Annotated in this window: 25 protein-coding genes; 11 read left to right on the top strand and 14 right to left on the bottom strand. The window is 48.4% G+C overall.

Annotated elements, in window-relative coordinates:
* Positions 1-67: 67 nt before the first annotated feature.
* The 4 genes from ACO6V5_RS12100 to apbC all read left to right on the top strand — a co-directional run bounded on the left by ACO6V5_RS12100 (position 68) and on the right by apbC (position 2,684).
* Positions 68-190, top strand: coding sequence for a hypothetical protein (locus tag ACO6V5_RS12100; protein WP_422132824.1), 123 nt, complete (start codon positions 68-70; stop codon positions 188-190).
* 201 nt (positions 191-391) lie between these two features.
* The gene (locus ACO6V5_RS12095) at positions 392-868 is read left to right on the top strand and encodes a DnaT-like ssDNA-binding domain-containing protein (RefSeq protein ID WP_422132825.1); all 477 of its coding nucleotides are present in this window, start codon (positions 392-394) and stop codon (positions 866-868) included.
* Positions 825-1,514 carry a replication protein P gene (locus ACO6V5_RS12090; RefSeq protein ID WP_422408847.1) on the top strand — a complete coding sequence of 230 codons (690 nt, stop codon included), beginning with the start codon at positions 825-827 and terminating at the stop codon, positions 1,512-1,514. The genes ACO6V5_RS12095 and ACO6V5_RS12090 overlap by 44 nt, the downstream gene beginning before the upstream one ends.
* 75 nt (positions 1,515-1,589) lie before the next feature.
* Entirely contained in the window at positions 1,590-2,684 is a 1,095-nt protein-coding gene (apbC, locus tag ACO6V5_RS12085) for an iron-sulfur cluster carrier protein ApbC (RefSeq protein ID WP_422408849.1), read from the top strand.
* A 31-nt stretch (positions 2,685-2,715) separates the two neighbouring features.
* Here the strand turns inward: apbC and ACO6V5_RS12080 are convergent, their stop codons facing one another.
* Positions 2,716-3,291 carry an NAD(P)H-dependent oxidoreductase gene (locus ACO6V5_RS12080; RefSeq protein ID WP_422132828.1) on the bottom strand — a complete coding sequence of 192 codons (576 nt, stop codon included), beginning with the start codon at positions 3,289-3,291 and terminating at the stop codon, positions 2,716-2,718.
* Positions 3,292-3,475: 184 nt separating this feature from the next.
* Here ACO6V5_RS12080 and dcd point away from each other — a divergent pair, with 184 nt between their 5' ends.
* Positions 3,476-4,060: a dCTP deaminase gene (gene dcd / locus ACO6V5_RS12075; protein WP_422132829.1), complete on the top strand. Its 585-nt coding sequence runs from the start codon at positions 3,476-3,478 to the stop codon at positions 4,058-4,060.
* 71 nt (positions 4,061-4,131) lie between these two features.
* Here the strand turns inward: dcd and ACO6V5_RS12070 are convergent, their stop codons facing one another.
* The 5 genes from ACO6V5_RS12070 to ACO6V5_RS12050 form a co-directional block, all read right to left on the bottom strand.
* On the bottom strand, positions 4,132-4,728 hold the full coding sequence (locus ACO6V5_RS12070; RefSeq protein WP_422132830.1) for an OmpA family protein: 597 nt from the start codon (positions 4,726-4,728) through the stop codon (positions 4,132-4,134).
* A gap of 479 nt (positions 4,729-5,207) precedes the next feature.
* Complete coding sequence (dapD, locus tag ACO6V5_RS12065) at positions 5,208-6,245, bottom strand: 2,3,4,5-tetrahydropyridine-2,6-dicarboxylate N-succinyltransferase (RefSeq protein ID WP_422132831.1); 1,038 nt, start codon at positions 6,243-6,245, stop codon at positions 5,208-5,210.
* A 99-nt stretch (positions 6,246-6,344) separates the two neighbouring features.
* Positions 6,345-6,689: an ArsC family reductase gene (locus ACO6V5_RS12060; protein ID WP_422408852.1), complete on the bottom strand. Its 345-nt coding sequence runs from the start codon at positions 6,687-6,689 to the stop codon at positions 6,345-6,347.
* A 26-nt stretch (positions 6,690-6,715) separates the two neighbouring features.
* A complete protein-coding gene (locus ACO6V5_RS12055; RefSeq protein ID WP_422137393.1) occupies positions 6,716-7,615 on the bottom strand; it encodes an NgoMIV family type II restriction endonuclease in 900 nt (299 codons plus the stop codon).
* Positions 7,612-8,628 (bottom strand): DNA cytosine methyltransferase, encoded by a 1,017-nt coding sequence (locus tag ACO6V5_RS12050; RefSeq protein WP_422137394.1) that lies wholly within the window; start codon positions 8,626-8,628, stop codon positions 7,612-7,614. Before ACO6V5_RS12050 ends, ACO6V5_RS12055 begins: the two co-directional genes overlap by 4 nt.
* Before the next feature lie 361 nt (positions 8,629-8,989).
* Here ACO6V5_RS12050 and ACO6V5_RS12045 point away from each other — a divergent pair, with 361 nt between their 5' ends.
* Positions 8,990-9,976, top strand: a complete 987-nt coding sequence (locus ACO6V5_RS12045; RefSeq protein ID WP_422408855.1) for a pentapeptide repeat-containing protein — start codon at positions 8,990-8,992, stop codon at positions 9,974-9,976.
* Positions 9,977-10,032: 56 nt separating this feature from the next.
* On the opposite strand, the gene ACO6V5_RS12040 is transcribed toward ACO6V5_RS12045, so the two are convergent.
* A complete protein-coding gene (locus ACO6V5_RS12040; RefSeq protein ID WP_422132837.1) occupies positions 10,033-10,503 on the bottom strand; it encodes an aminoacyl-tRNA deacylase in 471 nt (156 codons plus the stop codon).
* Between the two features lie 490 nt (positions 10,504-10,993).
* Here ACO6V5_RS12040 and nhaD point away from each other — a divergent pair, with 490 nt between their 5' ends.
* Positions 10,994-12,301, top strand: coding sequence for a sodium:proton antiporter NhaD (gene nhaD / locus ACO6V5_RS12035; RefSeq protein WP_422132838.1), 1,308 nt, complete (start codon positions 10,994-10,996; stop codon positions 12,299-12,301).
* A gap of 28 nt (positions 12,302-12,329) precedes the next feature.
* Here the strand turns inward: nhaD and ACO6V5_RS12030 are convergent, their stop codons facing one another.
* The 4 genes from ACO6V5_RS12030 to ACO6V5_RS12015 form a co-directional block, all read right to left on the bottom strand.
* A complete protein-coding gene (locus ACO6V5_RS12030; protein ID WP_422132839.1) occupies positions 12,330-12,698 on the bottom strand; it encodes a hypothetical protein in 369 nt (122 codons plus the stop codon).
* A 183-nt stretch (positions 12,699-12,881) separates the two neighbouring features.
* On the bottom strand, positions 12,882-15,170 hold the full coding sequence (locus tag ACO6V5_RS12025) for a hypothetical protein (protein WP_422137396.1): 2,289 nt from the start codon (positions 15,168-15,170) through the stop codon (positions 12,882-12,884).
* 195 nt (positions 15,171-15,365) lie between these two features.
* The gene (locus ACO6V5_RS12020) at positions 15,366-18,494 is read right to left on the bottom strand and encodes an efflux RND transporter permease subunit (protein ID WP_422132841.1); all 3,129 of its coding nucleotides are present in this window, start codon (positions 18,492-18,494) and stop codon (positions 15,366-15,368) included.
* A gap of 5 nt (positions 18,495-18,499) precedes the next feature.
* Positions 18,500-19,714: an efflux RND transporter periplasmic adaptor subunit gene (locus ACO6V5_RS12015; protein WP_422132842.1), complete on the bottom strand. Its 1,215-nt coding sequence runs from the start codon at positions 19,712-19,714 to the stop codon at positions 18,500-18,502.
* 717 nt (positions 19,715-20,431) lie between these two features.
* On the opposite strand from ACO6V5_RS12015, the gene ACO6V5_RS12010 reads away from it, so the two are divergent.
* A complete protein-coding gene (locus ACO6V5_RS12010; protein ID WP_422132843.1) occupies positions 20,432-21,130 on the top strand; it encodes a response regulator in 699 nt (232 codons plus the stop codon).
* Positions 21,131-21,147: 17 nt separating this feature from the next.
* Entirely contained in the window at positions 21,148-22,521 is a 1,374-nt protein-coding gene (locus ACO6V5_RS12005) for an ATP-binding protein (protein ID WP_422492112.1), read from the top strand.
* A gap of 78 nt (positions 22,522-22,599) precedes the next feature.
* Here the strand turns inward: ACO6V5_RS12005 and ACO6V5_RS12000 are convergent, their stop codons facing one another.
* The 3 genes from ACO6V5_RS12000 to ACO6V5_RS11990 all read right to left on the bottom strand — a co-directional run bounded on the left by ACO6V5_RS12000 (position 22,600) and on the right by ACO6V5_RS11990 (position 24,095).
* Complete coding sequence (locus ACO6V5_RS12000; protein ID WP_422132845.1) at positions 22,600-22,986, bottom strand: VanZ family protein; 387 nt, start codon at positions 22,984-22,986, stop codon at positions 22,600-22,602.
* A 38-nt stretch (positions 22,987-23,024) separates the two neighbouring features.
* Positions 23,025-23,726 carry a pseudouridine synthase gene (locus tag ACO6V5_RS11995; RefSeq protein WP_422408861.1) on the bottom strand — a complete coding sequence of 234 codons (702 nt, stop codon included), beginning with the start codon at positions 23,724-23,726 and terminating at the stop codon, positions 23,025-23,027.
* A 168-nt stretch (positions 23,727-23,894) separates the two neighbouring features.
* Complete coding sequence (locus ACO6V5_RS11990; protein ID WP_422408863.1) at positions 23,895-24,095, bottom strand: DUF2788 domain-containing protein; 201 nt, start codon at positions 24,093-24,095, stop codon at positions 23,895-23,897.
* Between the two features lie 190 nt (positions 24,096-24,285).
* On the opposite strand from ACO6V5_RS11990, the gene ACO6V5_RS11985 reads away from it, so the two are divergent.
* Together ACO6V5_RS11985 and ACO6V5_RS11980 are read left to right on the top strand one after the other, a co-directional pair.
* The gene (locus tag ACO6V5_RS11985) at positions 24,286-24,648 is read left to right on the top strand and encodes a hypothetical protein (protein WP_422132848.1); all 363 of its coding nucleotides are present in this window, start codon (positions 24,286-24,288) and stop codon (positions 24,646-24,648) included.
* An 82-nt stretch (positions 24,649-24,730) separates the two neighbouring features.
* Positions 24,731-25,837: a hypothetical protein gene (locus ACO6V5_RS11980; protein ID WP_422132849.1), complete on the top strand. Its 1,107-nt coding sequence runs from the start codon at positions 24,731-24,733 to the stop codon at positions 25,835-25,837.
* The last annotated feature ends 2 nt before the right edge of the window (positions 25,838-25,839 follow it).

Genomic DNA, 25,839 nt, shown 5'->3' with positions numbered 1-25,839 from the left:
ATGAAATTTTTGTCCCTGTGAAAAAAGTAAGATCACTTAAAAGCTACAAAGGAAAAGTCGCCAGCGCATGACAGGTCTGGTCTGGGTGAAACCGCCCGAAGAAAGTAAAAATACCGCTATTCAATCCGGCTTTACTGGCGTTAAAATAACCGGCTTCCCGTTACAGGTATGGGACAAATTCCGGGAGTAAATGGGTTCTGTCCGGCCTGGCTTCAGGCTCCCGAAGGGATTTACTCAGCACAAAATCTTAAGACAGGTTTCTGCCTCCTTAACGGAGGAATGATCCTGTCTCTGGCTGGCGTCTTCGCCTTTGGCCTTATCTGACAGCGCAGGGCTGTTCCATTATTACAACCGGTAGACCGAAGCCGGGAAGGCAGGTATTGTTAAATTCATGACTGACGAAGAACGCCAGAAGCAAAAACTGCGAAGAGAGTGGGCTTCCGGAGACAGGTCTCCATTTCAGGATTTTGCTCAGGAACGTGGAGAAGAACATCCTGTGTTTGCCCGACAGACGACTGGAGCGACAGCCGCTCAGTCGAAGACGCTTGCGGAGGGCGCCAGGGTTCAGCCTCTGCCTGAGGATTTTACGCCTGATGCAGTTTACATAGAGTTTCTTGAGGCGCACCACGGTATTCCGGCAGACTTTACCCTTGCCCAACTTCCGGAATTCAAGCTCTACTGGCTGGAGACCGGTGAAGCTCGCAAAGCCTGGCAGAATAAGTTCAAGAACCATGTGATCTACCAGTGGAAGCGGGGTCAAAGTGAAGAAGGGCAACGAACTCATAAATCAACTGTCGAAAAACTTACAGACACCAGCTGGGCAGATGGACTCCAGTTCGACTTCGACGAGTCAGACGACCAGTCGTGAAACCTTGCAAAGAGCTCAACAGACAAAGTATGCCATTAATACTCTGTTTACCATGCTGGAAGCCGCCTTCCCGTTAAAGTTTAAAAAAGCCTTCCCAACCGATGCTTCATTGGTAGAAGCGAAGAAAGTCTGGATTCAGGGGCTCGGAGAATTCAAGCCTGCCAAGATTGTCAGGGCTGGTCAAAAAGTTCTGGATACCACTAAATTTTTTCCTGATCTCAGCGAGATACGCGAACATTGTAAGCTGCATCATGATGAGATGGGCTTGAAAAAGCCTCTGCAAGCTTATTACGAAGCCTGCTATGCGCCTGAGCAGAGCCGCGACTCTCGTTGGTCTCACATTGCCGTCTATCTGGCAGCACGGGAAACGGGCTGGATGACCCTGCGAAGTGAAGAGCAAAGAGTCGCCTTTCCCATCTTTGAGCGAAATTACAACATACTCTGTAACCGGGTTCTTGATGGTGAGGATCTTGAGGCTTCAATCATGAAAGGTATTGAAGACAGTCGCTCGAAAGAAGCCGTGAGGGTTGCGGATGAGCAGGCTGAGCAGGCGCTGCGAAAAACCATGGCAAAGCAGGGCATTGATCCTGACTCGGGCCGCTCTGCTTTTGAGAAGTTGAAAAAGTCGCTGTCCAATGGTCAGTAAATTCGTTTTTTACTGGCAGAATAACAACGAAATCATTAGTCTATCTGCCATTCAAACGGTTGGAGTCTGACGCCCATGAGTGTCCCAGATCGTGCTGCGGTTGAAGCCGCTGTTCAAGGCTATCACGATCCTTTTCTGAAACAGGACCTGGTCACGGCAGGTTGTATCAAAGAGCTTTCCATTGAGTCGGGCAAAGTCACCCTGAAGGTCGAACTGGGCTACCCGGCAGAAGGCTTGAAGGGGGGCATTGAGCAGTTACTGGCTGCCAAGATCGAGAACCTTCCCGGTGTTGAAAGTGCCAGAGTCTCTGTCGGCTGGCGTGTGTCCAGTGCGCCGGTTCAGGGTGAGCTGGAAGCTCTGTCCGGTGTCAAAAACATTATTGCAGTGGCTTCCGGAAAAGGTGGTGTGGGTAAGTCGACCACCACTGTCAATCTGGCATTGGCGATGGCCGCAGAAGGTGCCAGAGTTGGTGTTCTGGATGCCGATATTTATGGTCCCAGTATCGGGATGTTGTTGGGCCTGCCTGATGGTACCCGTCCGGAAGTCAAAAATGAAAAGTTCTTTATTCCCATTGAGGCTCACGGCATTCAGGCCATGTCCATGGCGTTTCTGGTGACAGAAGATACTCCGGTGGTCTGGCGCGGTCCCATGGTCAGTGGTGCTCTGCAGCAACTGTTGACCCAGACATTGTGGAATGATCTTGATTACCTGTTTATCGATATGCCTCCGGGCACCGGGGACATCCAGCTGACACTGGCTCAGAAAGTACCCGTCACTGGCAGTGTTATTGTGACTACACCGCAGGATCTGGCGTTGATCGATGCTAAAAAAGGCATCGAAATGTTCAATAAGGTCAATATCCCGGTGCTGGGTGTGGTTGAAAATATGGCTATGCATGTCTGCTCTGAATGCGGTCACACCGAGCATCTCTTCGGCGAAGGGGGAGGAACCCGCATTGCTGACCAGTTTGGTGTTGATCTGCTGGCTGCACTGCCTTTGTCCATGATGATTCGTGAACAGTCTGATGCAGGAGAGCCGGCTGTGGTTTCTGAGCCGGACTCACAGATCACCATGATCTACAGGGATATGGCTAAACGGATGGCTGCGGAACTGGCATTAAAAAATACTGAGAAGCCCGAAGCGCCAACCATCTCATTCAGTGACGACTAACTAAAACGGGGAGAGGCTGCTCTCCCGTTTTTCAGAAGCCTTGCAGGTGCTTACTGACTTTTTTCATAAACTGCTTTCGATCTTCCTCTGTTTTTTTGTCCATACCGTAAAGCGCCAGCCACTTTATATCTTTGCAGCGGGATACCACTTTCAGTGAGAGCCTGAACATTTTTCTGGGCGGATTGCCTATCAGAGCCATCCGCCAGCGGGATGACCCCTGGGTAGTAATGATCAGGAACTTTTTAATACGGGTCAGGCCCGGTTCCAGACCTTTAGGTCCATAGGTTGCCACAACTCCGGGTAGCCAGACCCGGTCAAGCCAGCCCTTTAAAATCGCCGGAGGGCCCATCCACCAGGTGGGGTAGATAAAGACCACTGCTTCTGCCCATTTCAGTTTGGCAACCTGGTTTTCGATCCCGTCAGTGTTGTTACGGGTCATGTAGTTCAGTCTCTCTTCACGGGACATTCGAGCTTCAAATTCAATCTCATAAAGATCCAGTGGGTGTACATTGTGCCCGGCCAGAGTCAACTGTTCACAGGTCATTCTGAACAGTGCTCCATTGTAGCTTTCCGGGTTCGGGTGGGCATAAACGACTAAAACATTCATTCTGATCTTATTTGCTGACAACAATCAGAGCCATTTTAGAGGCTTTTAGCAACAAAAACAGGTGTAGCAGAGAAAGCGAGGAGAGGGCTACCGCCTTTGATTGTCGGGCACGTATAATGACGTTTAATAACATCCTGGGGGTTGTGGTTGAGACACTCCCTTCTTGCTGCTGGAAAAATAGACCATGAGACTTTGTGATCGGGATATAGAAGCTTGCCTCGACAGTGGAAAAATCATTATTGAGCCCCGTCCCGGCTCTGGCAAGATCAGTGGGGTCAGTGTTGACCTGACTCTGGGAAACAGTTTCAGGGTGTTCAACGATCATGCAGCCCCTTTTGTGGACATCAGTGGTCCCAGAGAAGAGATTAATCGGGTGCTGGACTCCATCATGAGCAAGGAGATTGCCCTGAATGATGGCGAAGCTTTTTTCCTTCATCCGGGCGAGTTGGCTTTGGCAGTTACCCGTGAATCCATTACCTTGCCCGATGATATTGTTGGCTGGCTGGACGGTCGATCTTCTCTGGCGAGACTGGGTCTGATGGTGCATGTCACCGCTCACCGGATTGACCCGGGCTGGAGTGGTCAGATTGTGCTGGAGTTTTTCAACGGTGGCAAACTGCCACTGGCTTTGAGACCGGGAATGGGCATAGGAGCCATTAATTTCGAGACCATGAGTGGTACCGCAGCCCGCCCCTACAACAAACGAAAAGACGCAAAATACAAGGAACAGAAGAGTGCAGTAGCCAGTCGAATTGCTGAGGATCAATGAGGTAGAGCTCCCGGTCTGATGACAAAAAAGTAAACCCCGGGCAAGCCGGGGTTTTAGCTGTCAGGCCGGTATCATTTCAGAATGATTTCAACACGACGGTTTTCCTGTCTCATCTCTTCTGTATCATTCCCGCGTAGTGGGTGATCTGCACCTTTGCCTCTGACGTTCATGTTTTCTTCTGGAATCCCTTTGCTCACCAGGTAGTCTTTAACGGCCTCAGCTCTTCTTTCAGAAAGCTTCTGGTTGTATAAGCGGGAACCTATCTCACAGGCGTGGCCGACTATTTCGATGTGGCTGTCATGATCCAGCTGACCAATCAGCGTGTTCAGCATTTCCAGATCGCCCGATCTCAGTCTGGAAGAGTCAAAGTCAAAGTTAACGGTGGACATCTCTTCTACACCATTAGTAACCATTGGACCCTCAGGCTCAGTAACAGGGTCTGCCATGGCGCAGGCTGTGCCACCGATCAGTGCTCCTGCCACCAGGGCAGCACCACCGGTTGCCATATTGTAAGCCGCTCCGGGGATCCCCATAACTACCCCCCCTTGGGCCATACAGGTCGACCAGTGAGGCTTCTGAGGTTGAGTCTGTGAAGAGGTGGTGGAACAACCTGCCGTGAACAGCAGAGGGAAAACGATAGCTAACGTGCTCAGCATCCTTGCAGACATGGTACTACTCCTATCCATGGTTTTAGAGTCTGGTCTGCAAGAGAATGAATGCAGACCATTTGTGTTGATTATAGGGAGCGTTGAATCCTGCTCCAGATGACTGTTTTCCGGTGGTTTGGTTTTATTGTTAGAGGCAGGCTGAGATCAGGCTGTTTTTTTGACAACAACTGGCGTCAGAGAGGCGTCAGAGGGATGATTTGCTGGAAGAGTGGTCACTTTTCAGAGGTTTCACTTTTCGAGATTCAAAATGTCATGAAAGCTACCGGATTTTGTCGATAGTCATTAGCCGATAAGGGGTAGAAATTAATCGATCAAAGTCGCTTATCTTACAGAGTGGCCATTCCGTTCGATAGGCCTGATAGAAGAAACCAGTCGACTGACCAGAACCTCAAATAAAGTTTATAAGGCTTTGGCCAGAAATGGACTGGTTTATTCATTTAGTAGTCCGAATTGTTCAGAGCGCTGGAAGCCCTGACTTATCAATTATGAGCGTGCAGGTCTTCGTTAAGAGCGATAGCCGACTTATTGGTCAGGCATTCAATGGCACCGGAAATTGAGTTGCGACGGAACAGCAGGTCAGACTGGCCACTCAACTGGCTGGCTTTGACGGTTTCAACCACGTTTCTCTGATCGTCCAGGACATTGACTTTGCTGCCAGCCGTCAGGTACAGACCGGCTTCGATGGTGCAACGGTCGCCCAGTGGAATATTGATTCCTGCATTGGCGCCGATCAGGCAGTTTTCGCCCAGGGAAACGACGATGTCGTTACCACCCGAGAGGGTACCCATGGTGCTGCAACCACCGCCCAGGTCAGAACCTTCACCAATCATAATACCGGCAGAGATACGACCTTCAATCATGCTCTTACCCTGGGTGCCGGCATTAAAGTTAATAAAGCCTTCGTGCATGATCGTGGTGCCTTCACCAACATAAGCGCCCAGACGAACCCTGGCCGCATCGGCGATACGCACTCCGGCAGGGACCACGTAATCGGTCATTTTCGGGAACTTATCCACTGAGTCTACGCTGATGTAGCGGCCTTCAGCACGAGCTTTCAGCTGGCGCTCAGGCAGTTCTGTCAGGTCGATAGCTCCTTCACTGGTCCAGGCAACGTTGGGCAACAGAGGGAAGATCCCTTGCAGTTTGACACCATGGGGCTTAACCAGACGATGTGAGAGCAGATGCAGCTTCAGGTAAGCTTCAGGCGTGCTGTTCAGGGTGTCGTCCGTTTCCAGAAAAGTAATGACACGGGGCTGATCACTTTCTTCAAGGCTCAGCATCATTTTCGCCAGAGCTTCCTCACCCAGATTGACGAAAGACTCTTCAAGCGCATGACAGGTTGTACTGTCCAGCTCAACGCAGGTGTTGCCGCCAGTGTAATCAACGAGCTCGATAATCGCTGCAACCAGCTTTTCCGATGGGTTCAGCAGAGGCATAGGATAGAATACTTCCAGCCAGTCGCCTTTCGTGTTTTTACTGCCTACACCAATCGCAAGACTGAAAAGAGTTTGGTTCATAAATTACTTCCCCTGATATTCAAATCAAATTGGAGACAGCCCTCTGCAGCGATTGCAAGGGGCTTTGTTATTCTGCCTGCTTGAAAAGAGTCAGGCGTTTCACTGAAAAAGTGTTTGATATTGCTTGTCTGAAAAGCCCAGAACTCTTTTGGAGCCTGTGTCGAGCAAGGGTCGCCTGATTATAGCGGGTTGCTCCAGCATTAACTCAATGGCTGAGGCTTCATCGACAGACGCTTTTTGCTGCTCTGGTAGCTGTCGCCAGGTTGTGCCACGACGATTCATCAGTGCTTCCCAGCCTAGTTCATTGGACCAGGTTTGCAGAGAAGCCTTGTCCAGGCCGTCTTTGCGGTAGTCATGGAACCGGTATTCAATACCGGCAGCAGTAAGCCACTTACGGGCCTTTCTAACGGTGTCGCAGTTGTTGATTCCGTAAAGAGTAATCATAAGAAAATTCTATTTTATCTTGTCAATTAAATGGCCAGATCAAGAGGGAGGTCGCTGATATCTTTCAGCCTTTTTCCATCAACCATAGAGTCAAGAAGATCAAGCGCATCATCAGCATCAAGTTCTACCAGCGCTTCTCTCAACTCATATAAAGCGAAGTGATAAACACAATCTAAATCACCCGTTCCGAGGGCAAGGGAGGCAATTCTGCTGGCCGTGGGCTCTGAAGTCAGGGATACAATATGTGGTGAACGCCCCTTTCTGGCTCTGATAAGGTTCAGGGCTTCAGTTCTTGTATTCTGTGACCGGTCAGAGCGCATAGTAAACTTGCAGGATATGCTTGCGTGAAGAATATGAGATATTGCGCTTTTATGGTTCGTCGCTCTAAGCATTGCCTGATGGCAAGAGTCGCTATCTACGATATTGGAGCTTATGTTTATAACTTCGTCTTGTTCTGGAATGCGGGAGATAATCACATCAGGTGCAAGGGTGTAACCGTCGCCCAGAAAGTTCCGCAATTCCAAATGCTCAGTAGCCAGTCGTCCCAGCTCAGCAAGATGTGTGTATTGCTCGTATTTTCCAAGTACAGATTGTTTTCTACTGCTGATCTTCCGGACTTCCCAGTTTCCCGGCCTGAGGCTTCCTAATCTCAAAAAAGTGTTCTTCAGATATAGGGCACAAGCTTCTTCGAACTCGTTGCCAAGTGTCTGACCATCTTTCTTTTTGCGCTCAACTAATATTACTCCTGCTTTTTTTGCAACCTTTGTGGCAAGCAAATTTGCAACCAGAACACTATGCTTTTGCCCATTATCCGCATTGCTGCATATGTATTCGGCATCAAATTTGAAAAAAGGGGCGTGAGTGAGAATTTCATTCTCAATCAGATAGCGATGAAAATTAGTTCTCTCTTCAGATAGTATGCTCATGCAGCGCATTCCTTTGGCTCAGCGCGTAGTGCTTTGATAATCTGAGACCCGATAGCTTTGGCAACTGGAGGGGGAAAAGCATTTCCTACTTGTCGATAGGCGTGTGTTTTACTTCCGTAAAAGCTCCAATCATCAGGAAAGCCTTGAATTCGTGCAGTCATTCTGACATTGAGAAGAGGCATATTTTCACAACCTTCTTGAATAGATCCGTCTCTTTTCATTGCACCCCTGAAGTCTAATCCCGGAATTTCGTCGTCATTGGCCAATCGGTGAGCATTAACTCCCAGTTCCCGCCACTGACGTTTTGCGCGAGTAGGGCCGAGATCAGGTCCGCCGTGCTTTTTGGAACCTCCAACCAGTGTGGGGGCGATCTTATTAGCTCTCTCTCGCCACTCGGCTGCACCTTGCCAGCCTCTTTCTGAAATCAGGTCATACAGAGTATCACCGACAGTTGCCGTATTTCCTGCTGGCTCAGGCCAGATGAAATTTCTGAAATCTTCCTGAGACATTGCAACCAGAATAACTCTAGGCCTGAGCTGAGGCACACCATAATCACTCGCTTGATGTAACTTCCATTCACTTTCGTATCCCATGGCAGAAAGTTCAGCGGATATCTTGTCCCGGTACCAGCGGAATTTTTCCTCAAATAAGCCGGGAACATTCTCAAGCATTACTGCTCTTGGCTTTACTTTATTCACAACCCGCAAAGCAGTGGGAAACAGGTCTCTCTCATCCTCATGGCCTAATTGCTGACCCGCTTTACTAAATGGGGGGCAAGGAACCCCGCCAGCAACAAGATCGATACGATTGGCATATTCAGCCGATGATTTGGCAAAATCTTTCAGGTCTCCCTGGATAATATCACCCCAGCCGAGGCCAAGCTGCCTGTTATTTAGCCGTAAGGTTTCACATGCATGATGATCGATTTCGATAAGTGCCGCATGTTGAAAGCCTGCTTCATGTAACCCCAGCGCCTGACCTCCTGCACCAGCACACATTTCAATCGCAATCATCTAAAACCCTCTAGAAGCTGTCTAAACCAAACCATTATAACAAGGTAGAAGCCTGTCGGAGAATACAAAAGAATCTATATGGTTTAAGTCACATAAAAAGCTCGCAGTTGCTGATTCCGTAGAGGGTGATCACGAGGCTACCTGTGTGTCCGCTGTGTACGCGGTATGCAATAAAACCATCTTCTGTCTCACCGGGAGATGGAAGATATTCAAGTAATAGTTTCAAGCGGCTAAGCATACACGTCTGGGTGTTGAATTGCATGAGCCGGTCAGGAAATTCAAAAAGCAGATGGTAAACACTTCTGATTATTTTGCCGACACAGTATGGAGCACTTATTGAAAAAGGTTGGGCTATTTTGTCATGCCGATTAAAGATGACCATCAATGCCGTTATATTGGCGAGCGATCCGGCCCCTGTAGTGAGCCGGCTTTAGAAGGCAGTGACTATTGCTTTTGGCATGACAGGGACGTTGATAAATCCGGTGCCGATGTCAGAGCATTATTGGAAGAGCGGGCTCATAAAAGTACCATGATGGAGGGGTTTTATCTGAAAGGCGCTCATCTCGATAATCTGAATCTTGTCTCTCCTGAGGGTGAAGTCTATCACTTGATCAGTAGTGACTTGAGTCGTTGCAGCCTTGTTAAAGCTCATCTTTATCGAGCAGACCTTTCCGGTTGTAATTTACTGAAAGCGGACTTAAGTGGTGCAAATCTACATCGTACCCGTTTAATAGGAGCAAACCTTCTGGGTGTTAATTTTAAGTCGGCCCGAATTGAGCATGTTGATTTTGGTGATACTTTTCTGCAGGAAGAAAAAGCTCATCAGGCCAGCCGGGAAGGCGATAAACGCCAGTCCAGCGAGTTATTTGAGGAGGCTGAAGAAGTAGCCAGAAATATTCGCAAACATTGTGAAGCGCAGGGACTGTTTCATAATGCTGGTGAGTTTTTTTACCGGGAAAGGACCTTCAACCGATACCGGTTTCCCCTCATCTCCCGGCAGAGGGTGGTTTCAAAGATTGTCGATCTGCTCAGCGGCTATGGCGAAAAGCCCGAAAGAGTGGTTCTGTTTTCAGTGTCATTTATTGTCTTCTTTTCCCTTTTTTATTTCTTTTTGGGTATTGAGGATAGCGGGACAATGGTTCAGTACCAGTCGGGCCAGCCTTTTTATAATAATCTGATTAATTGGCTGGAGGCACTTTACTTCAGTGTCGTGACCTTTACCACACTGGGCTACGGAGATCTGGCTCCCGTGGGTCTTTCAAGATTGTTTGCAGCCATTGAGGCCTTTATTGGCAGCTTCACGCTGGCACTTTTTGTGGTGGTTTTTGTAAAAAAAATGACCCGCTGAAGAGAGCCGTCACTGGCTATAGAGTCTTCAGCGGTTATCGACCCTCAGCTGTTTTTTCAGTTGCAATAGGCTTCCATTTCGTCTGGGTCGCAACTGATGGCAGCATGGGTTTCTCCCTGAAGCAATGCCTTGAACTGATTACGGTTCATATGAATCAGCTCCCTGTGGTTACCAGACTCCAGATACAGGTCCTGTAATGAATTCAATTCGTCATCCCAGCAGGTGGTCATGCCATAAGCAGTGCCGATAGCAGGAATCGAACCATCCTCACAGTCCGGGAAAAGGTGTTTCAATTCCTGTTCTGAAACCAGATTCAGATGTCGATCCAGCTTGGCGTTGATCCAGCGCAGCATGAGTTTGTTCATTGAGGGCATGACAGCGATGACATAACCCCTGTTGTCCCTGAGAACGACAGCTTTCGTCATATTCTTGACGGGAATACAGGCGGAGTGTGCCGTATTCATCGCTCTTTCTGAGTATGGGTGGGAAACAAGTTCGTATTCCGCATTATGTTGGTTTAGAAACATGTGCAGTTTCCGGGCGATGCTCATCTTCACGTCCCCGCACGAAGGTTAGAAAAGTCGTAATTAAAGAGACTACGCCCAAGTGTATATGGATTATTTCAGAGTGCTGTGCCCTCAGGCCTAAATAGTAAGATGAAAATTGTATATAAAAGTCGATTGTAATCTGTTTCTACTCTTTAACCGACGCTTCATACCCTGCATGTCTGAGCAGATTTCACAAAAAATATTTTATATCGAAAGTAAATAGTCAGGGTGTCGATTTATTAGACAGGAATCCACTGAAATGAGTTGGGCTGGCTCAAATTGGATCTCACAGGCGGTTGGCTTATCGTTATTCAATCAGTATCATTTGCGCGTTTTTGGACCCTGACTCATTTAAAAATTAAAGGAAATCATAGTGAATTTCTCTGGACTGAGAAGGCCTTCCCTGCTTGCCGGGGCAGGTTTGTTTGCTCTTCCGCAGAACTCTTTTGCGGCAGAGGAGTTGTTGAGGATGACAACTCACCCCATCGCCTGGTTGTGTATTGTCATTTTTACTCTGGCTTATATTGCCGTGATGGCGGAAGAGAAGTTACATCTCAGTAAGTCAAAACCGGTCATTCTGGCTGCCGGTATCATCTGGGCCCTCATTGCCTGGCTGGCCGTCGGAGAGGGAGTATCCCACGAAAGCTTATCCAGAGCGGTCATGCATGACCTGGAAGAATATTCGGCCATGTTCTTGTTTCTGCTGGTGGCGATGACCTACATCAATGCCATGGAAGAGCGTCAGGTATTCGATTCACTTCGCAGTTGGCTGATCCGAAAGGGGTTCAGTTATCGTCAACTCTTCTGGGTAACCGGAGTGCTGGCCTTCTTTATTTCACCGATTGCCGATAACCTGACGACGGCTCTGTTGATGGGTGCCGTCATTATGTCCGTCGGACAGGGAAACCCTGCTTTTGTCACCCTGGCAATGATCAATGTGGTTGTAGCGTCCAATGCCGGTGGAGCTTTCAGTCCTTTTGGTGATATCACAACGTTGATGGTTTGGCAGGCTGACAAGGTTGAGTTTTTCACATTCTTTACTTTATTTATTCCCTCGGTTGTGAATTTTATTATCCCGGCGACCATCATGAATTTCTTTATTGATAATGGTCGCCCGGCGGCCCTCGAAGACCATTCAGGTATTCGCCGGGGTGGGTGGGCTATCTGTGTGCTGTTCCTGATCACGATTGTACTGGCCGTTTGTTTTGAGAGCTTCTTCGGACTGCCCCCTTTTATGGGCATGATGACCGGACTTTCGCTGTTGATGTTCTATACCTATTTCCTGCGATTGAAAGGGCTGACCGCCAGTCAGATTATGCCTTCGATGGACGACGAGAAAAAAGAAGATCTGGATATTTTCAAACGGATTGCCCACGCCGAGTGGGACACCCTGCTGTTCTTTTTTGGTGTCATTTTCTCTGTAGGGGGCTTGCGTTATCTGGGTTACCTGGAGCTGATTTCCGAAAGCATGTACACCGGTATAGGTGCCACCTGGACGAACATTGCAGCCGGAGTCTTCTCTGCGATTCTGGATAACATTCCAGTCATGTTTGCCATTCTGGGAATGAACCCTGAAATGGATACATTCCAGTGGCTGCTGATTACCCTGACCGCAGGGGTAGGCGGCAGTTTACTGTCAATAGGCTCCGCTGCAGGCGTCGGTCTGATGGGAACGGCCAAAGGCCAATATACCTTCCTGGGCCATTTGAAGTGGAGCTGGGCCATTGCCCTGGGATATGCCGCCAGTATTGCAACCCACTTCCTGGTGAACGGTTGAAGTGAAAGGCAGGGGATAATTCCTGTTCTCATTGCGCCAGAACAGGTTCTCCCTGATAAACAATATAGGGTGAGCAGCTGCCTGAAGTAAGGATATTAACAATCGCCTTGTGACGGCTAGAAGGTTTTGGCGCTCGCCCAACATTGCTGATAGGCATCACAAGACCTTCAGGTTCAATATCGTGCTTCCTGAACCATACCAGATCCTGCTTTGTATCGGGAAAGAAGTCCAGTTCAGCAAGGTCTCCCTTCACTTCATTAATCAGCATCGTTCCCCTGACAGGCTGGTAGTAACAGCTGATTGATTCCAGAGGATTGGCACAGCCAGCCAACAGAATGGATGGGAGTATCCATGCTGCGATGGGAAGAGATGTTCTGGAATGATCAGATCTTTTCAAACCTGAAGCTCCTTGTTCTCTTTACCAGGAGCATTCCCTTTCTTCCAGAGAAGCTCCCGCAGTTCTGGTTTCGTGAAATACGTTGAGTCTTTGCGATCATTGATCATAAAGCCGTTTTGACTTGATTGAGGAGCTTGAGGCTTTAAGAAACTTCCGGATCAATCTGTCAATTATTACACCAGCTTAATGGCTTTGAAAACTTCGTTTAGCTTTTTCAGGAGTGAGGTCATTGTTTTGCTCCACATCAACAGATTTGCGCTTACGATGTCCTCTTTTGTGATCCATCAGGATTTGATCATTCTTGCAGATCACCCTGCATGGCCAGGACCGACCATCCTCTGTGATCACGGTTTCATCACAAGTTTTTTGTTTGCTGTGGATTTTGCTTTTATGAACTGATAGCGATGGAATATTCCTGAAGACCTTTCCGCATTGCTGCAGTTGACCATCTTCTCCGATCAGGCGCACGTAGCAGATTTGTTGGCCGGTGTGTTCTTTGTTTTTGTGCTCAATCAGGTCTTGAGTACTTCTGCAGACTTTCCCGCATGACTGCTGTCGGCCATCCTCGCCGATCACGGTCACGTCACAGGTTCGTAGCCCGGTGTGGTATTTTCTTTTGTGATACGACAGGGCCATTGAATTATTACAGACTTTTCCGCATGGTCGCGGCTGGCCATCCTCTCCGATGACTGTCTTATCGCAGATTTTTTGTTGTCCTTTGTGAGCGCTTCTTTTGTGAGATATCAGGGCTCTGGCATCCTCGCAGACTGTTCCGCATCTTTGCAGCTGGCCATCTTCTCTGACTAAGGTTACGCCACAGGTTTGTTGTCTGATGTGGGCTCTGGCTTTGTGAGCCGCCAGGGCTTGAGAATGATTAAAGACCTTTTCGCATGGCAGCAGCTGGCCATCCTTTCCGACTTCTGTCAGGTCACAGGTTTTTTGCCCGCTGTGGTATCTGCTCTTGTGCGAGGATAGAGATCGGGCATTCTTGAAGATCACCCCACATGGCCGTGTCTGGCCATCCTTCCCGACCAAAGTCACTGCGCAGATTTGTTGCCCGCCACCGTTTCTCCTTATGGGATTAGGCCAGTCTTGTTGACAACGGGTGGAACCATTGGGGGGAAGATAACCTGAAGGTGAAGTCCGAGCCAATTCAGGTTCGCCAGCTTGAGAGGTTTTTTGGTTTGATGTCGCGAATATAATTTTACAAGATGCTGTCGGCGCCTTTATTGAACCTATCTGAATAAGCTGAGTTGGGCTTTGAACCCATTGGGGTGATTCTGTTGTTTTTTGTGGTGTTTCTGAAGTTCCCAGTGAGGATGTGAAGTCGGTAAAGGCACAAGAGGTCCCGATTTTTTCGAGAAGGATTTGATTACCTAAATTGAGTAACCCGTTGATTACAATCAAGTCATCATTGGAGACAGGAAATTTCTCAAGTACTTGGGCGTCATTTCTGACTGGCCCGGTTGAGTGACTGTCTGTTGACCCAGAACTCATGGAGTATGCTAGCTTGCAGCTACTTGCCCGGTTGTTGTTAAGGCCACGGGGTTGCATCTGATCGAACTGTGTCTGAGAAGGTTGAACAGAAGTACATTGGAGTTGAATGGCAGGATTACTCAATATTTGGAAAAGCCAGTTTTGCTGGGAATATAGAGTCTGTAGAAAATTAAAGCGATCTATACGGTTATGGTTGTGTTTATTGACTGGATCGGGGCATGTGCTCTGTCCTGCTCCCTTCTGGACTGCTGAACTTTCTGCCGATTTCAGTGGCCATCCACTGGGCAATCCGCTGTCGGGTGATCTTCGGAATTGACAAACGCCATGACAGGGAAGGATGAAACAATTTAAACCGAAAGTGTGCAGGTGTTGTTGAGGATCTCCGTTACCGCCGCCAGAGTCAGAGTTCACGGGGTTAGTGAAAGAGCCTGCAGGGAGGGTCCTGGCTTCCGATACTGTCTGAATGGATGATTCTGATGACTGTTGTGATTGCTGGTTATCTCCAGAGCCAAACATCATAGTGATGGTCGCAAACGAATGTTTCTGGCTGACCTCTTGTAGTTTAATCGGTTTAAACAGAGGTGAATCGGGGGTCCAATCGCTTTTTAAAAGCCAACAGACAGTGATAACCACTTTTAAGGGGAGCCATGAATAGGGATTCGAGCCTGAAGGAGAATCTTTGGTTGTCAGGATCAGTTGGTAGGCAATCAGCAGAGGAGCGGTGAAAAAACATTGCTGCGCTATCAACTCAATAAGGGTAGGGGGCATCCCGTAAATGTCAGGTATGTGTTGTTTGATATCAGGCGGCGAATCTTGTTCTGTACAGTCGTTTGTGTCGGAAATGTATGATGGGCTGCAAGGCCATGTGTGCCGGTTACGCTTTATAGAAAGGCTCTGGTTTGGAAAAACTGCATTCGGTTCAAGCTCGACAACAAAAAAACCTGTCAACGGTTGAGCCTGACAGACGATAGACATCGACAGCAGCAGCCAAAGCGCCGCTACAAAGAGTGAGTGTTTAATAATTCTGTTCTAGCATTCTGGCATTCAGAGAGGAAGGATAGATTACCTCATGCAAGTGGGAGCAAAAAACTCTGGTTCTCAAGCTGGCGCACGGTAGCGAGAGGCAGGCTGGACACAAAAAAGCCCCTTTAGACAGGGGCTTTATGTTGATCAGCTGTTCGCTTTATCTGAATCAAAATGCTCACGCATTTTTTGCAGGAGATAATAGAACAATGGGATCATTATCGTGCCGAACAGGGTGGCAGCGATCATTCCAGACATTACTGTCGTACCAATTATCCTTCGGCTGGCAGCACCGGCACCACTGGCAAATACCAGAGGTAGTACCCCAAGTACGAAAGACAGGGCTGTCATCAATACGGCGCGAAAGCGCAGTTCGGCAGCGTTGATGGCAGCATCGAAGATACTCTTGCCTGACTGTCTTTGAACCATGGCAAATTCTACGATAAGAATCGCCGTCTTTGCAGCAATACCAATCAATAGCACCATACCTATCTGGGCGTAGATATCATTGGCCATCGAGGGTATCAATAACCGGAACAGGTTGATTCCGACAATGGCACCGAAAGCCGCTATGGGCACTGCCACGATGATTGCCAGCGGCATGGTCCAGCTTTCATACTGTGCCACCAGGAACAGGTAGACAAACAGGAATGCCAGGGCAAATAGCAGTGGAGCCAGACTACCGGCTTCAATTTCCTGCAGTGACTGTCCAGACCACTCGAAGGTGTAGCCATCGGGCAATGTTTTGGCCAGATCTTCCATGGCTGTGATAGCATCACCGGAACTAAAACCCTGATTAGCCTTGCCACTTATGCTGGCTGAGCGGTACAGGTTGTAATGGTCAATGCTGCTGGGGCCGAGAATCGGTTTCAATGAGGCAACGGTAGTCAGAGGCACCATCTGGTTATTCAGGTTTCTGACAAAGAACTTGCTCAGGTCTGAAGGATTGGCGCGATACTCGCTTTCTGCCTGAAGCTTAACCTGGTAGGTTCTACCGAATTTACTGAAGTCATTGACATACAGGGAGCCCAGCTGGGTTTGCAGGGTCATGAAAATTTCAGACAGCGGAATACCCTGTGCCTTAGCCTTGTTGCGATCTACTTCGAGGAAGTATTGAGGCACATTAGCACGGAAAGTACTGAATACCTGAGTCATTTCGGGGCGCTGGTTTGCCTGATAGATCAGCCCATTCAACACCTGACCAAGCTCCTGAGGGGTGCGGCCAAGCGTATCCTGAAGCCTGAAGTCAAAACCACCTGAAGATCCAAGGCCTGGAATGGGCGGGAAGGCAAACGCCATGACCTGGGCTTCCGGTAACGTCCAGAGCTTGCCCTGTATCTTTCTCAGTACCGCCTGCTGGTGTTGTAGAGGGTCCGGGCGATCTTTCCAGTCGTTGAGGACAACGATAGCCATGGCGTTGTTGGAGTTGGATCCACCCATGATGCTGAAGCCGGAAACACTGATAACACTGTCTACATCGGGTTCGGTTCGAATGATGTTGGTGATGTTCTCCATAGTGGCTTCGGTTCTGTTCAGGGACGCTGCGTCAGGAAGCTGAACATCAACCACGAAGAATCCCTGATCCTCATCCGGAACAAAACCGGAGGGCGTGCTGTTGAACAGGAAGCCGGTGGAGGCCATCATGATTGCAAACAGTCCAATTCCCAGAATGCTTCTTCTAATCAACAGGGTAACCCAGCTCTTGTAGCCGCCGGTCAGTCGCTTGATAAAGTTATCAAGAGGAACCAGCCAGTTGATGTGTCCCATCTTGCCTTTTTTCAGCAAAGTGGCACACAGGGCCGGACTTAATGTCAGAGCGTTGATGGAAGAGATTACAACGGCTACCGATATGGTGACCGCAAACTGTGAATAAAGTCCACCGGTAATACCCGGCATAAAGCCTACAGGTACAAATACCGCCAGCAATACCAGGGTGGTCGCCACAATAGGACCCGATACTTCCTTCATGGCCTGACTGGTGGCTTCAGTCGGGCTCATCCCTTCCCTGGTGATTAATCGCTCAACGTTTTCAATAACAACAATGGCGTCGTCCACGACCACCCCTATCGCCAACACCAGGCCGAAAAGCGTAATAGTGTTAATGGAAAACCCGAGAGCTTTCATGATAGCGAAGGTACCAATCAGGGAGACCGGTATTGCGATTGCGGGGATCAGTGTTGCCCGCCAGTTTTGCAGGAACAGGAATACAACCAATACCACCAGAGCGACTGCCTGGAGCAAAGTGATGATTACTTCCTTGATGGACTGATCAATAAACTGGGTTGTATCGAACTTGATTTCATACTCGATACCTTCCGGCATACGGGCAGACAGCTCTTCCATGGTCATTTTTACACCTTTCGCCACATCCATAGCGTTGGCATCAGGCTGCTGATAGATAACCAGGAAAGCCGTGTCATCATTGTTAAACTTGGCAACACCATCGTAACTCTGGGAACCCATTTCAACCCGGGCGATATCCTTGATGCGAACATAGGAGCCATCAGGGTCGGCCTTGATAATGACGTTGCCGAATTCCTCAGGGTTGCTCAGACGTCCCTGGGTTTTTATGGTGTAAGTGAACTGCTGGTCTGGCTGGTTTGGCGCCTGACCCAGCTTACCGGCTGCAACAATAACGTTTTGCTCATTCAGTGCGTTGGATACGTCTGAGGTTGTGATATCAAGAGATGCCATGCGTTCAGGATCAAGCCAGATACGCATGCTATAAACCAGTGAACCCAAAATGTCGGCGGAAGCGACCCCGTCAATACGAGCCATGGGTTCTTTCAGGTAATTGTTGGCGTAATTATTGAGGTAAACGCCGTCGTACTCACTCTTATTGGAAACCAGGTTGATGCCCAACAGCATGCTTGAAGACTTTTTGCTGACCGTCACCCCCGTTCTTCTCACGTCTTCGGGAAGTGATGGTTCAGCTACAGCAACACGGTTCTGGACGTTTACCAGAGCCATATCCTGATCGACACCGGAATCAAAGGTCACGGTGATGCTGGCGCTGCCATCGTTACCAGCAGAAGAGTTGATATAGATCATGTCCTCTACACCGTTGACCTGTTCTTCAATCGGTCGGATGACGGCTTCTTCTATGGTTTCTGCATCGGCTCCCGGGAATACCGCACTGATGTTAACCTGGGGAGGGGTGATTTCAGGAAACTGAGCCACAGGCAGGGTCAGCATGGAAATCATACCCACCAGGGTTATGACGATCGATAGAACAAAGGCAAACTTGGGCCTGTGAATAAAAAACTGACTGATCATCGCAGTTACCCTTGTTTGTTAGCCTGGCTGCCCTGCTCTTGATCAGACTTTGGCTGGGCTTCAATTCCGCCTGTCTCTGGATCAATTGTGACGCTGGTGGGAGTGACCTTGACACCCGGACGAACTTTCTGGAGGCCTTCAACGATGATTTTTTCACCGGCTTTAAGTCCAGAGTCTACAACCCACATTGGCCCCAGGCGACGTCCAAGTTCTACCTGACGGGTTTCAACTGCGTTATTAGCATCTACGACCAATACAAAGCGGCCCGATTGGTTTTCCTGAACGGCAGACTGCGGGATGATCGGATGTTCGGTTTTGTTCTTGCCTTCCACGATCAGGGTGACGTAAAGGCCCGGAACTATGATGCCCTGAGGATTCGGGAATTCAGCCCGCAGGGTTAGGGTTCCCGTGGTTTCATCGACTCTGGTGTCTGCGAAATTGAAGGTGCCCTTGTGATCGTAATCGCTGCCATTGGGTAAACGCAGGCTCATTTCAAAGTCCTGCTTTTCGGATGTCCGGCTGCCAGAACTTTCCTGCAAGCGGCTGATGAATAGTTGTTCGTCGACCTGGAAGTTGACATAGATAGGGTCAATCGAATTCAGAGTTGCCAGAGGTTCACTATTGGGACCTACCAGGTTACCCACGCTGTAATTGGTGCGGCCGATCTGACCTTTAAAGGGGGCTATGATTTTGGTGTAGCTAAGATCCAGTTTGGCAGTATCCAGCTGCGCTTCAGCAGCTTGAACAGAGGCTTCTGCCTGAGCTTCTTTGCTGGTCTGGGTGTCCAGATCAGCCTGACTGATATAGCCTTTTTTATGAAGATCCTTGCTGCGTTGAAGGTCTTTTTTCGACTTGTTCAACTCTGCGTTAGCACTGGCCAGATCAGCTTCGGCCTTTTTAAGGTTGGCGATATACGGTTTCGGGTCTATAACGAATAGCAGCTGATCTTTCTCGACGGTTTGCCCTTCAATGAAGTCTCTCTTTGCGAGAAAGCCTTCTACTCTCGCTCTCAGGTCGACAGTATTAACAGCTTCTGTACGAGCGACATATTCTTTGTAATCGCCAACAGGCTGCTCCGTAACACTGATAACTGAAACAGCAGGGGGAGGCATTTTTCTTTGTTCCTGCTCTTGATTACAGCCTGACAAGGCTAACAGAGATGCGACAAGCAAGCCGAAAGGGAGCAGGGGGCGTTGTCTATTTCTGATGATTGATTTCATCGATGGCTCCGAGAGAAAGAGTCTCAAGTTCAGATTTCCAGCCCACGGTCAGAGTCTTGTGGTATGAGTGTGCCGGTCAGGAGATCTCTCCGCCAGGCAATACACCGGCAAGTCTAGTCTGTAAATAGTCTTAGCTGCTTGCACAAGAGTTTATTCAGGCATGATTACAGTTAGTTTTCACCTGTCTTTTATTCTGTGCAACCGCCACCATTGAGTGCCGGAGAAGGTGAATATAAACATTAATTATTGAGCGTTTATACTCAAAGTCACCCGTTTTTCTATAGTTGGCGCAGTATTTTGCAGAGCTGAGCATACTCGTGCTGGAAAAGTAGTGAGTATTGTACTCAGCTAAAGGCTGATTCCTACCACTAAATTAAAAATAAAGCATTTGTTTACAGGACGCTTACTTCAGATGCGAGTAAATCTTTTTACAGAGTGCTTACTGACTCTAACCCCAGTGTATATACGGGCTTCAATACACTGTGGCCATTGTTTAAACGCTGAAGTTTTTCAACAAAGAAGGGGGCGATTGAAACGAAGGTCTTCCGGAATGTTGAGCTCTGTTTGTTTGCAACAAGACAATTTGTTGTTTCGTGACGCTTTCCGGGGTCGTGTTGGATAAGTCAGCTGACAGACTCTCTGTAAATTTTGTGCCCTGTGCTGTACCTTTAACCCCGCCTTGCCCCTGCGGGGTCTTTTTTTATTGAGGAGCTGCCAATGAGTAATGAAAATCTAGAGCTTCTGTTGATAGATGATGATATTGAACTCTGTGAATTGTTGATTGAGTACCTGGCCACAGAAGGGTACTCTGTCAATGCAGTTCATGATGGTGAGTCAGGTGCCCATGCTGCCCTCTCTGGCGAGTATCAGCTGGTATTGCTCGATGTTACCCTGCCAAAACTGAACGGTTTCGAAGTCCTGAAAAAAATCCGTCAGACGTCTGATATCCCGGTATTGATGTTAACGGCTCGTGGCGATGATGTAGATCGCATCATTGGGCTGGAAATCGGAGCGGATGATTATCTGCCCAAGCCCTATAACCACCGCGAACTGGTAGCCAGGATCAAGGCCATTCTGAGAAGGGGAAGGTCACCGGGGACCGAGGTCGGTAATAAAGTCCTTTCTATTGATGATATCACTCTCAATCTGGCAAACCGTGAAGCCAAGATGGGTGAAACACTGCTTGAGCTGACGGCCACTGAGTTTATGGTTCTCAAGGCACTGATTGAAAAAGCTGGCGAATTGATCTCCAGAGATGAACTGACCCAAATCGCATTGAACCGTCGTCTGACACTTTATGATCGCGCGATTGATATGCATGTGAGCAATGTACGCAAGAAAATTGGCACACGACCGGATGGCTCACCCAGAATTAAAACCGTCCGTGGTGCCGGCTACTTCTATATACGACCATGATTAAACAAGTCCGGAGAATGTTGGTCTGGCCATTTCAGCGTCTGTTCTGGAAGTTGTTCCTGTGGTTCTGGCTTACCATGTTGTCGATGATGGCTGCCATGGTTATAGCGGTGGCCATAACGGTGAATCCCTCGGATTTTCTGTCAGAACGCAGAGAGCTGTTTCGTGAACTGGAGATCGTTTCCAGAAAAGTCGAACGCATGGCTTCTGGTTGGGCTCCCCACACTCCTTTCCCTCAGTTCAGCGGAAGTTATTTTTACCTTTTTGATCCTGCCGGTGAAGTGATGGGTAGAAGAGCCATTCCGGACGAACTGATGTCCGCTTATGATCGAACCCATGATCGCACTGAGCCTACCATTACTTTCAGAAGTGGAGTGGTAGTTGTAGGCCCCAGGAAAGTCTGGATTGGACGAGTGCCTTATGATCTGTTTCTGACCAAGGAAATGCCCAGACTGGTTCACTGGCGAGTGACCAAAGTACTTTCTCAGCAATGGCATCTGGTCATCATTGCTCTGGCGGTCAGTTTTCTGCTCTGCATCATGCTGGCGCGCTATCTGGTAGTCCCCATCAGGCGATTGCAGATAACCTCCAGAAAGTTGGCGAAAGGAGAGCTCTCTGCCCGGGTGGAAGCCACTGTTCGACAAAGAGGCGACGAGCTGGGAGAATTTGCCCGCGACTTTGATCACATGGCAGAGCAGTTAGAGACGCTGATCAATAACAAGGAAATCTTACTCAGAAACGTCTCTCATGAGTTACGTTCCCCGTTAACCCGGTTGCAGATTTCTCTGGCGCTGGCTCGAAGAAAAACGCCAGAAGCTGAGGCAGAACATGGGCGTATAGAGAGGGAAATTGAGCGCCTTGATGAGCTGATTGGTGAGATTATTCGTTTCTCCCGTATTCAGCATGGTCTGAGTAAAGTGGCCTGTGAGCAGGTCAATCTGGAGCAGCTTATCAAGGAATTGGTGGATGACGGCAATTTTGAAGCTCAGGCGCAGAATAAAGGTGTTGATCTGATTAAGAGCCAGCCTGTTGAGATTGTTGGAGTGCGTGACTGGCTGAGCAGCGCCGCTGAAAACATCATTCGTAATGCCATCCGATTTACTCCGCAAGGCAGTAACGTTGAAGTGACACTGGAACAATTTCGGCGAAATGTGATCATCAAAGTACGGGACAAAGGTCCGGGTGTTCCTGAAGAGGTGCTGGAGTCCATGTTCGAACCTTTCTTCAGGGTGGATGAAACCCGAGGCAAGGAGAATGATGGATTTGGACTGGGGACTGCCATAGCAATGGGTGCTATAGCCAATCACGATGGGTCAATCTGCGCCAGAAATGCCCACCCTGGTCTTGAAGTAACGATCAGGATACCTCTGGACAATAAGCGCAAGTTATGACCGGCATCTGCCAGAAATCAGGGAGAACGCCGCAATGAATTGAAGCGCTGGCAAAGCTGAAGACTCCTCGCTCAGCATTTACGTTAGAGACCAGCGCCAGTTGATCAGCGGTATGCGCTTCCAGACAGGAATAGTGAAAAAGTACAGACCTGTTCCGGCCAGGTCAGCCATCAGGTCAGCCAGTGAAAAAAAGCGATATTCCGTTTGTAATTGCAGCAATTCAATGAGAAAGCCGTAGGCCATTAAACCACTGACTTTCCATAAGTTGAATGGCTGGTTTGGAAAGCTGGCATCCATCAGAAAAGCTAACAGCAGAAAAGCTGCAAGATGTTGAAGCTTATCGTTTACAGCACTGAGGGGGACTTTTTCTATTGGCAATAGGGACAAAACCACAATAGATGCCATGGCCAGCAGGAGGGCAGTCCGGGCCAGTTTTGTGTAATGAGTCTTGAATAATGCTATCAAGCTGTCCTTCCTGTCGATTCCTGAAAATGATCAGATATTTATTTTCTATGACGTTTTGTAAAACCTTTTCGAGCCAGTTTATTGGCGCTGGAACGATTTCTGGTAATACTGTTTTGTTTTAATTGTACCTTTAAAGCATCTGGTATCTCTATCTCGCACCAGTTTCCCGGTTTGAGTTCGTCCAGTGCCCAATCACCTATACGGTATCGTATTAGTCTCAGGGTAGGGTGGCCAACTGCTGCGGTCATGCGTCGAACTTGTCTGTTTCGTCCCTCTCGAATAGTCAGCTCCAACCAGCAGTCAGGGATGAACTTTCTTTCCCTTATGGGCGGTGTCCTTGGCCAGACTGCTGGAGCCTCTACGATTCTGGCTTTTGCAGGAAGTGTCTTGCCGTCTTTGAACTCTATGCCTTTTCTCAGTTTCTCCAATGCCCGTTCATTGGGTATGCCTTCCACCTGAACCCAGTAGGTTTTATCCATCTTGTGAAGGGGAGAACTGACCTGATGTTGAATCTGTCCATTGTTAGTGAGTAGCACCAGCCCTTCACTATCCCTGTCCAGGCGACCAGCAGGATAAACACCTGGAATGGGCAGGTAATCCTTAAGCGTAGGGCGCCCTTCTGAATCGGTGAATTGAGTCAGTACATTGAAAGGCTTGTTAAACAGAATCAGTCGGGGAGCGGGAGTCTTTTCTGTTTTCTTCTCGGGAGAACCGGGGGGGTGGAGGGGGCGACCTGACATCGGGCTCAGTCTCATTGGCTTTGGCTGATATTATAAAGTGATTGAGACAGAACAAAAGCCCTGAAGTCTAATCTGAATAATGGGCGAGACTCTGCAAACGTTCGACAGGATTACGCTGTTTTGAGTGGTAAGTGCGTGTTCAATCGTCGCAGAGTCAGGCAAAAGGCCTTAACCACCAATCGTTTTCATCAAAACACCTTTCAGGATAAACCCCAGTACACCTAGGCATAAAGCGCCAAAAAGAATAAATGTACCAAACTTTCCCGCTTTCGACTTTTTAGCCAGATCGTAAACAATGAAACCCATGAACAACACCAGAGCTGTCAGGAGGGCTTTCATCATCAGGCTTTCAAAACTGTCTATATCCATACTTCACTCCAGCGAATAGGGCTACTCATTCTATCGCCGGTGAATTCTATGTCTACACTGAAATAAGAAGAACTGGCTGATGTCATCGGAAAGTAAGGTTGAGCTGGAAAGAATACAAAGTGCCAAAGCGATAATGGGCCATTGACTGGTGAGTAAATGGCCGCTTACTTCGCTAAAAGGAGAGAACCCTATGGCCTCCCGTATCAGATTGATTGATGTCACCAAGCTTAAGAAATCGTCCTGGCTTGTTCAGCAGGAATCCGAAGCTGCAGTAAAGACCGCCAAAGCAGGCATTAACCAACAGAAAGACTTTATGGATTCTGTTGGTATGGATAAAAAGAAACTCCGTGAGTTTATCAATAGCGATGCCTGGCCCACCCATTTCAAGCATAAAGCCCGTCAGGAGCTGATCAAGTTCAATGATGAGCTGAAGAGTGACCTTTCTCAAGAAGCATCACTGAAACGAAAAGAACTCAGAATGGCTAATCGACTGCTGAAACCTAAGACAAAATCAGGATCCTCCGGCAGAAGGCATCGGACCGGATTTGTCTGATGGTCCGAACAGAACGGCCGGATCGGGCAGAAAACAGTGTTTTTTTACTGAATATTCATGTGGATGACAGGGGCGGTTTTTCATGGCTACCGTTAATGGAGTTAACAGTAATAATAATGTTAATGTTGTTGATTCTTCCAAGCTCAGTCAGCAGGACTTTGTCTCGGCTGTCTACCTTGAGCGCGGGAACATGCTGGACTCAGAAGTCCGCAGACTTCTCAGTGAGATAGAAACTTCTAATAAGCTATTGGGTAACGTCAATACTCTGATCAACAAATCCAACATAGCCCAGTATGGCACCAGTCAATACAAGCAGACGACCTGGACCACTAACGGTAATAACATTGTACTGGATAATGGTTATGGTATTGCTATTCAGCCGGATGCTAATGGCAAAACTACCTTCACTCTGGTGGATGCTGAAGGCAATCAACTCAATTATCAAAACCAGGCACTGGTGCCGGTTGCCAAGGGCTCCATATCGGATGCCAAACAGGTGGGCATTCCGGTTATGAATGATATGACTATGGTGTTGGATGATGGTACTGAGATTACTTTTCAAACATCTGCTCCCGGAACTCCCTTTGATCCTTCCAATTTGTCAGGAGGTCTCGCGGATATCACCGGAATCACCATCACCAGAGGCAATCAGGGGCTTACAGTAACTGACTTGAATACGGCAAAGCCTGTTATAGGTACACCAAATCTCAATGGCACCGCCCTGGATGCTGCCAGTAACGATGGTTATGTTCTACTTGAGGCGGGTGGGCTTCATTCCTGGGAGTTTGACGGAGTGAATACCAACCAGATGTCTCGTAAGGACCCGAACGATTCCAGTCAAACTCTCAGTGGCTATGCAGCCCGTAAAGTCGCCTTCCAGAATAGTTTTACTAATGAAGTGACTGGTGGTATGCCAGCATTGACTCAGGAAGAGCGTGATGTTCTCAGTAATCTGCTGAAGATCAATTACACTGACGCCAGTGGAAAAGGCCAGCTCACACCAGAGGAATGGGCTTCGCTGAAGACATCACTGAACGCGGCAAAAGAAAATCTGACGGGGAGTAACCAGTTGCAGACTGTCCAGTTGCAGCGTGCGATGACTACTTACAATCAGAACTTTGATACGATGTCGAACTCTCAGAGTAAAATATATACATTGCTGAAAGATATCATCAGTAATTCGAAATGATA

It is taken from the genome of Endozoicomonas sp. ALD068 (assembly GCF_049310145.1).
Taxonomy (GTDB): Bacteria; Pseudomonadota; Gammaproteobacteria; order Pseudomonadales; family Endozoicomonadaceae; genus Endozoicomonas_A.
The sequence above is the reverse complement of the archived record's forward strand: the minus strand, read 5'-3'. Positions and strand labels throughout refer to the sequence as shown.

Excerpts from the sequence above, each read along its gene's own strand:
- ACO6V5_RS12040 (WP_422132837.1), bottom strand. The coding sequence starts at position 10,503 with ATGTTTCTAAACCAACATAATGCGGAATACGAACTTGTTTCCCACCCA.
- dcd (WP_422132829.1), top strand. The coding sequence starts at position 3,476 with ATGAGACTTTGTGATCGGGATATAGAAGCTTGCCTCGACAGTGGAAAA.
- apbC (WP_422408849.1), top strand. The coding sequence starts at position 1,590 with ATGAGTGTCCCAGATCGTGCTGCGGTTGAAGCCGCTGTTCAAGGCTAT.
- ACO6V5_RS12080 (WP_422132828.1), bottom strand. The coding sequence starts at position 3,291 with ATGAATGTTTTAGTCGTTTATGCCCACCCGAACCCGGAAAGCTACAAT.
- dapD (WP_422132831.1), bottom strand. The coding sequence starts at position 6,245 with ATGAACCAAACTCTTTTCAGTCTTGCGATTGGTGTAGGCAGTAAAAAC.
- ACO6V5_RS11980 (WP_422132849.1), top strand. The coding sequence starts at position 24,731 with ATGGCTACCGTTAATGGAGTTAACAGTAATAATAATGTTAATGTTGTT.
- ACO6V5_RS12055 (WP_422137393.1), bottom strand. The coding sequence starts at position 7,615 with ATGAGCATACTATCTGAAGAGAGAACTAATTTTCATCGCTATCTGATT.
- ACO6V5_RS11995 (WP_422408861.1), bottom strand. The coding sequence starts at position 23,726 with ATGTCAGGTCGCCCCCTCCACCCCCCCGGTTCTCCCGAGAAGAAAACA.
- ACO6V5_RS12070 (WP_422132830.1), bottom strand. The coding sequence starts at position 4,728 with ATGTCTGCAAGGATGCTGAGCACGTTAGCTATCGTTTTCCCTCTGCTG.
- ACO6V5_RS12060 (WP_422408852.1), bottom strand. The coding sequence starts at position 6,689 with ATGATTACTCTTTACGGAATCAACAACTGCGACACCGTTAGAAAGGCC.
- ACO6V5_RS12090 (WP_422408847.1), top strand. The coding sequence starts at position 825 with ATGGACTCCAGTTCGACTTCGACGAGTCAGACGACCAGTCGTGAAACC.
- ACO6V5_RS11990 (WP_422408863.1), bottom strand. The coding sequence starts at position 24,095 with ATGGATATAGACAGTTTTGAAAGCCTGATGATGAAAGCCCTCCTGACA.
- ACO6V5_RS12045 (WP_422408855.1), top strand. The coding sequence starts at position 8,990 with ATGCCGATTAAAGATGACCATCAATGCCGTTATATTGGCGAGCGATCC.
- ACO6V5_RS12015 (WP_422132842.1), bottom strand. The coding sequence starts at position 19,714 with ATGAAATCAATCATCAGAAATAGACAACGCCCCCTGCTCCCTTTCGGC.
- ACO6V5_RS12005 (WP_422492112.1), top strand. The coding sequence starts at position 21,148 with ATGTTGGTCTGGCCATTTCAGCGTCTGTTCTGGAAGTTGTTCCTGTGG.
- ACO6V5_RS12025 (WP_422137396.1), bottom strand. The coding sequence starts at position 15,170 with ATGTCTATCGTCTGTCAGGCTCAACCGTTGACAGGTTTTTTTGTTGTC.
- ACO6V5_RS12095 (WP_422132825.1), top strand. The coding sequence starts at position 392 with ATGACTGACGAAGAACGCCAGAAGCAAAAACTGCGAAGAGAGTGGGCT.
- ACO6V5_RS11985 (WP_422132848.1), top strand. The coding sequence starts at position 24,286 with ATGGCCTCCCGTATCAGATTGATTGATGTCACCAAGCTTAAGAAATCG.
- ACO6V5_RS12100 (WP_422132824.1), top strand. The coding sequence starts at position 68 with ATGACAGGTCTGGTCTGGGTGAAACCGCCCGAAGAAAGTAAAAATACC.
- nhaD (WP_422132838.1), top strand. The coding sequence starts at position 10,994 with ATGACAACTCACCCCATCGCCTGGTTGTGTATTGTCATTTTTACTCTG.
- ACO6V5_RS12010 (WP_422132843.1), top strand. The coding sequence starts at position 20,432 with ATGAGTAATGAAAATCTAGAGCTTCTGTTGATAGATGATGATATTGAA.
- ACO6V5_RS12050 (WP_422137394.1), bottom strand. The coding sequence starts at position 8,628 with ATGATTGCGATTGAAATGTGTGCTGGTGCAGGAGGTCAGGCGCTGGGG.
- ACO6V5_RS12020 (WP_422132841.1), bottom strand. The coding sequence starts at position 18,494 with ATGATCAGTCAGTTTTTTATTCACAGGCCCAAGTTTGCCTTTGTTCTA.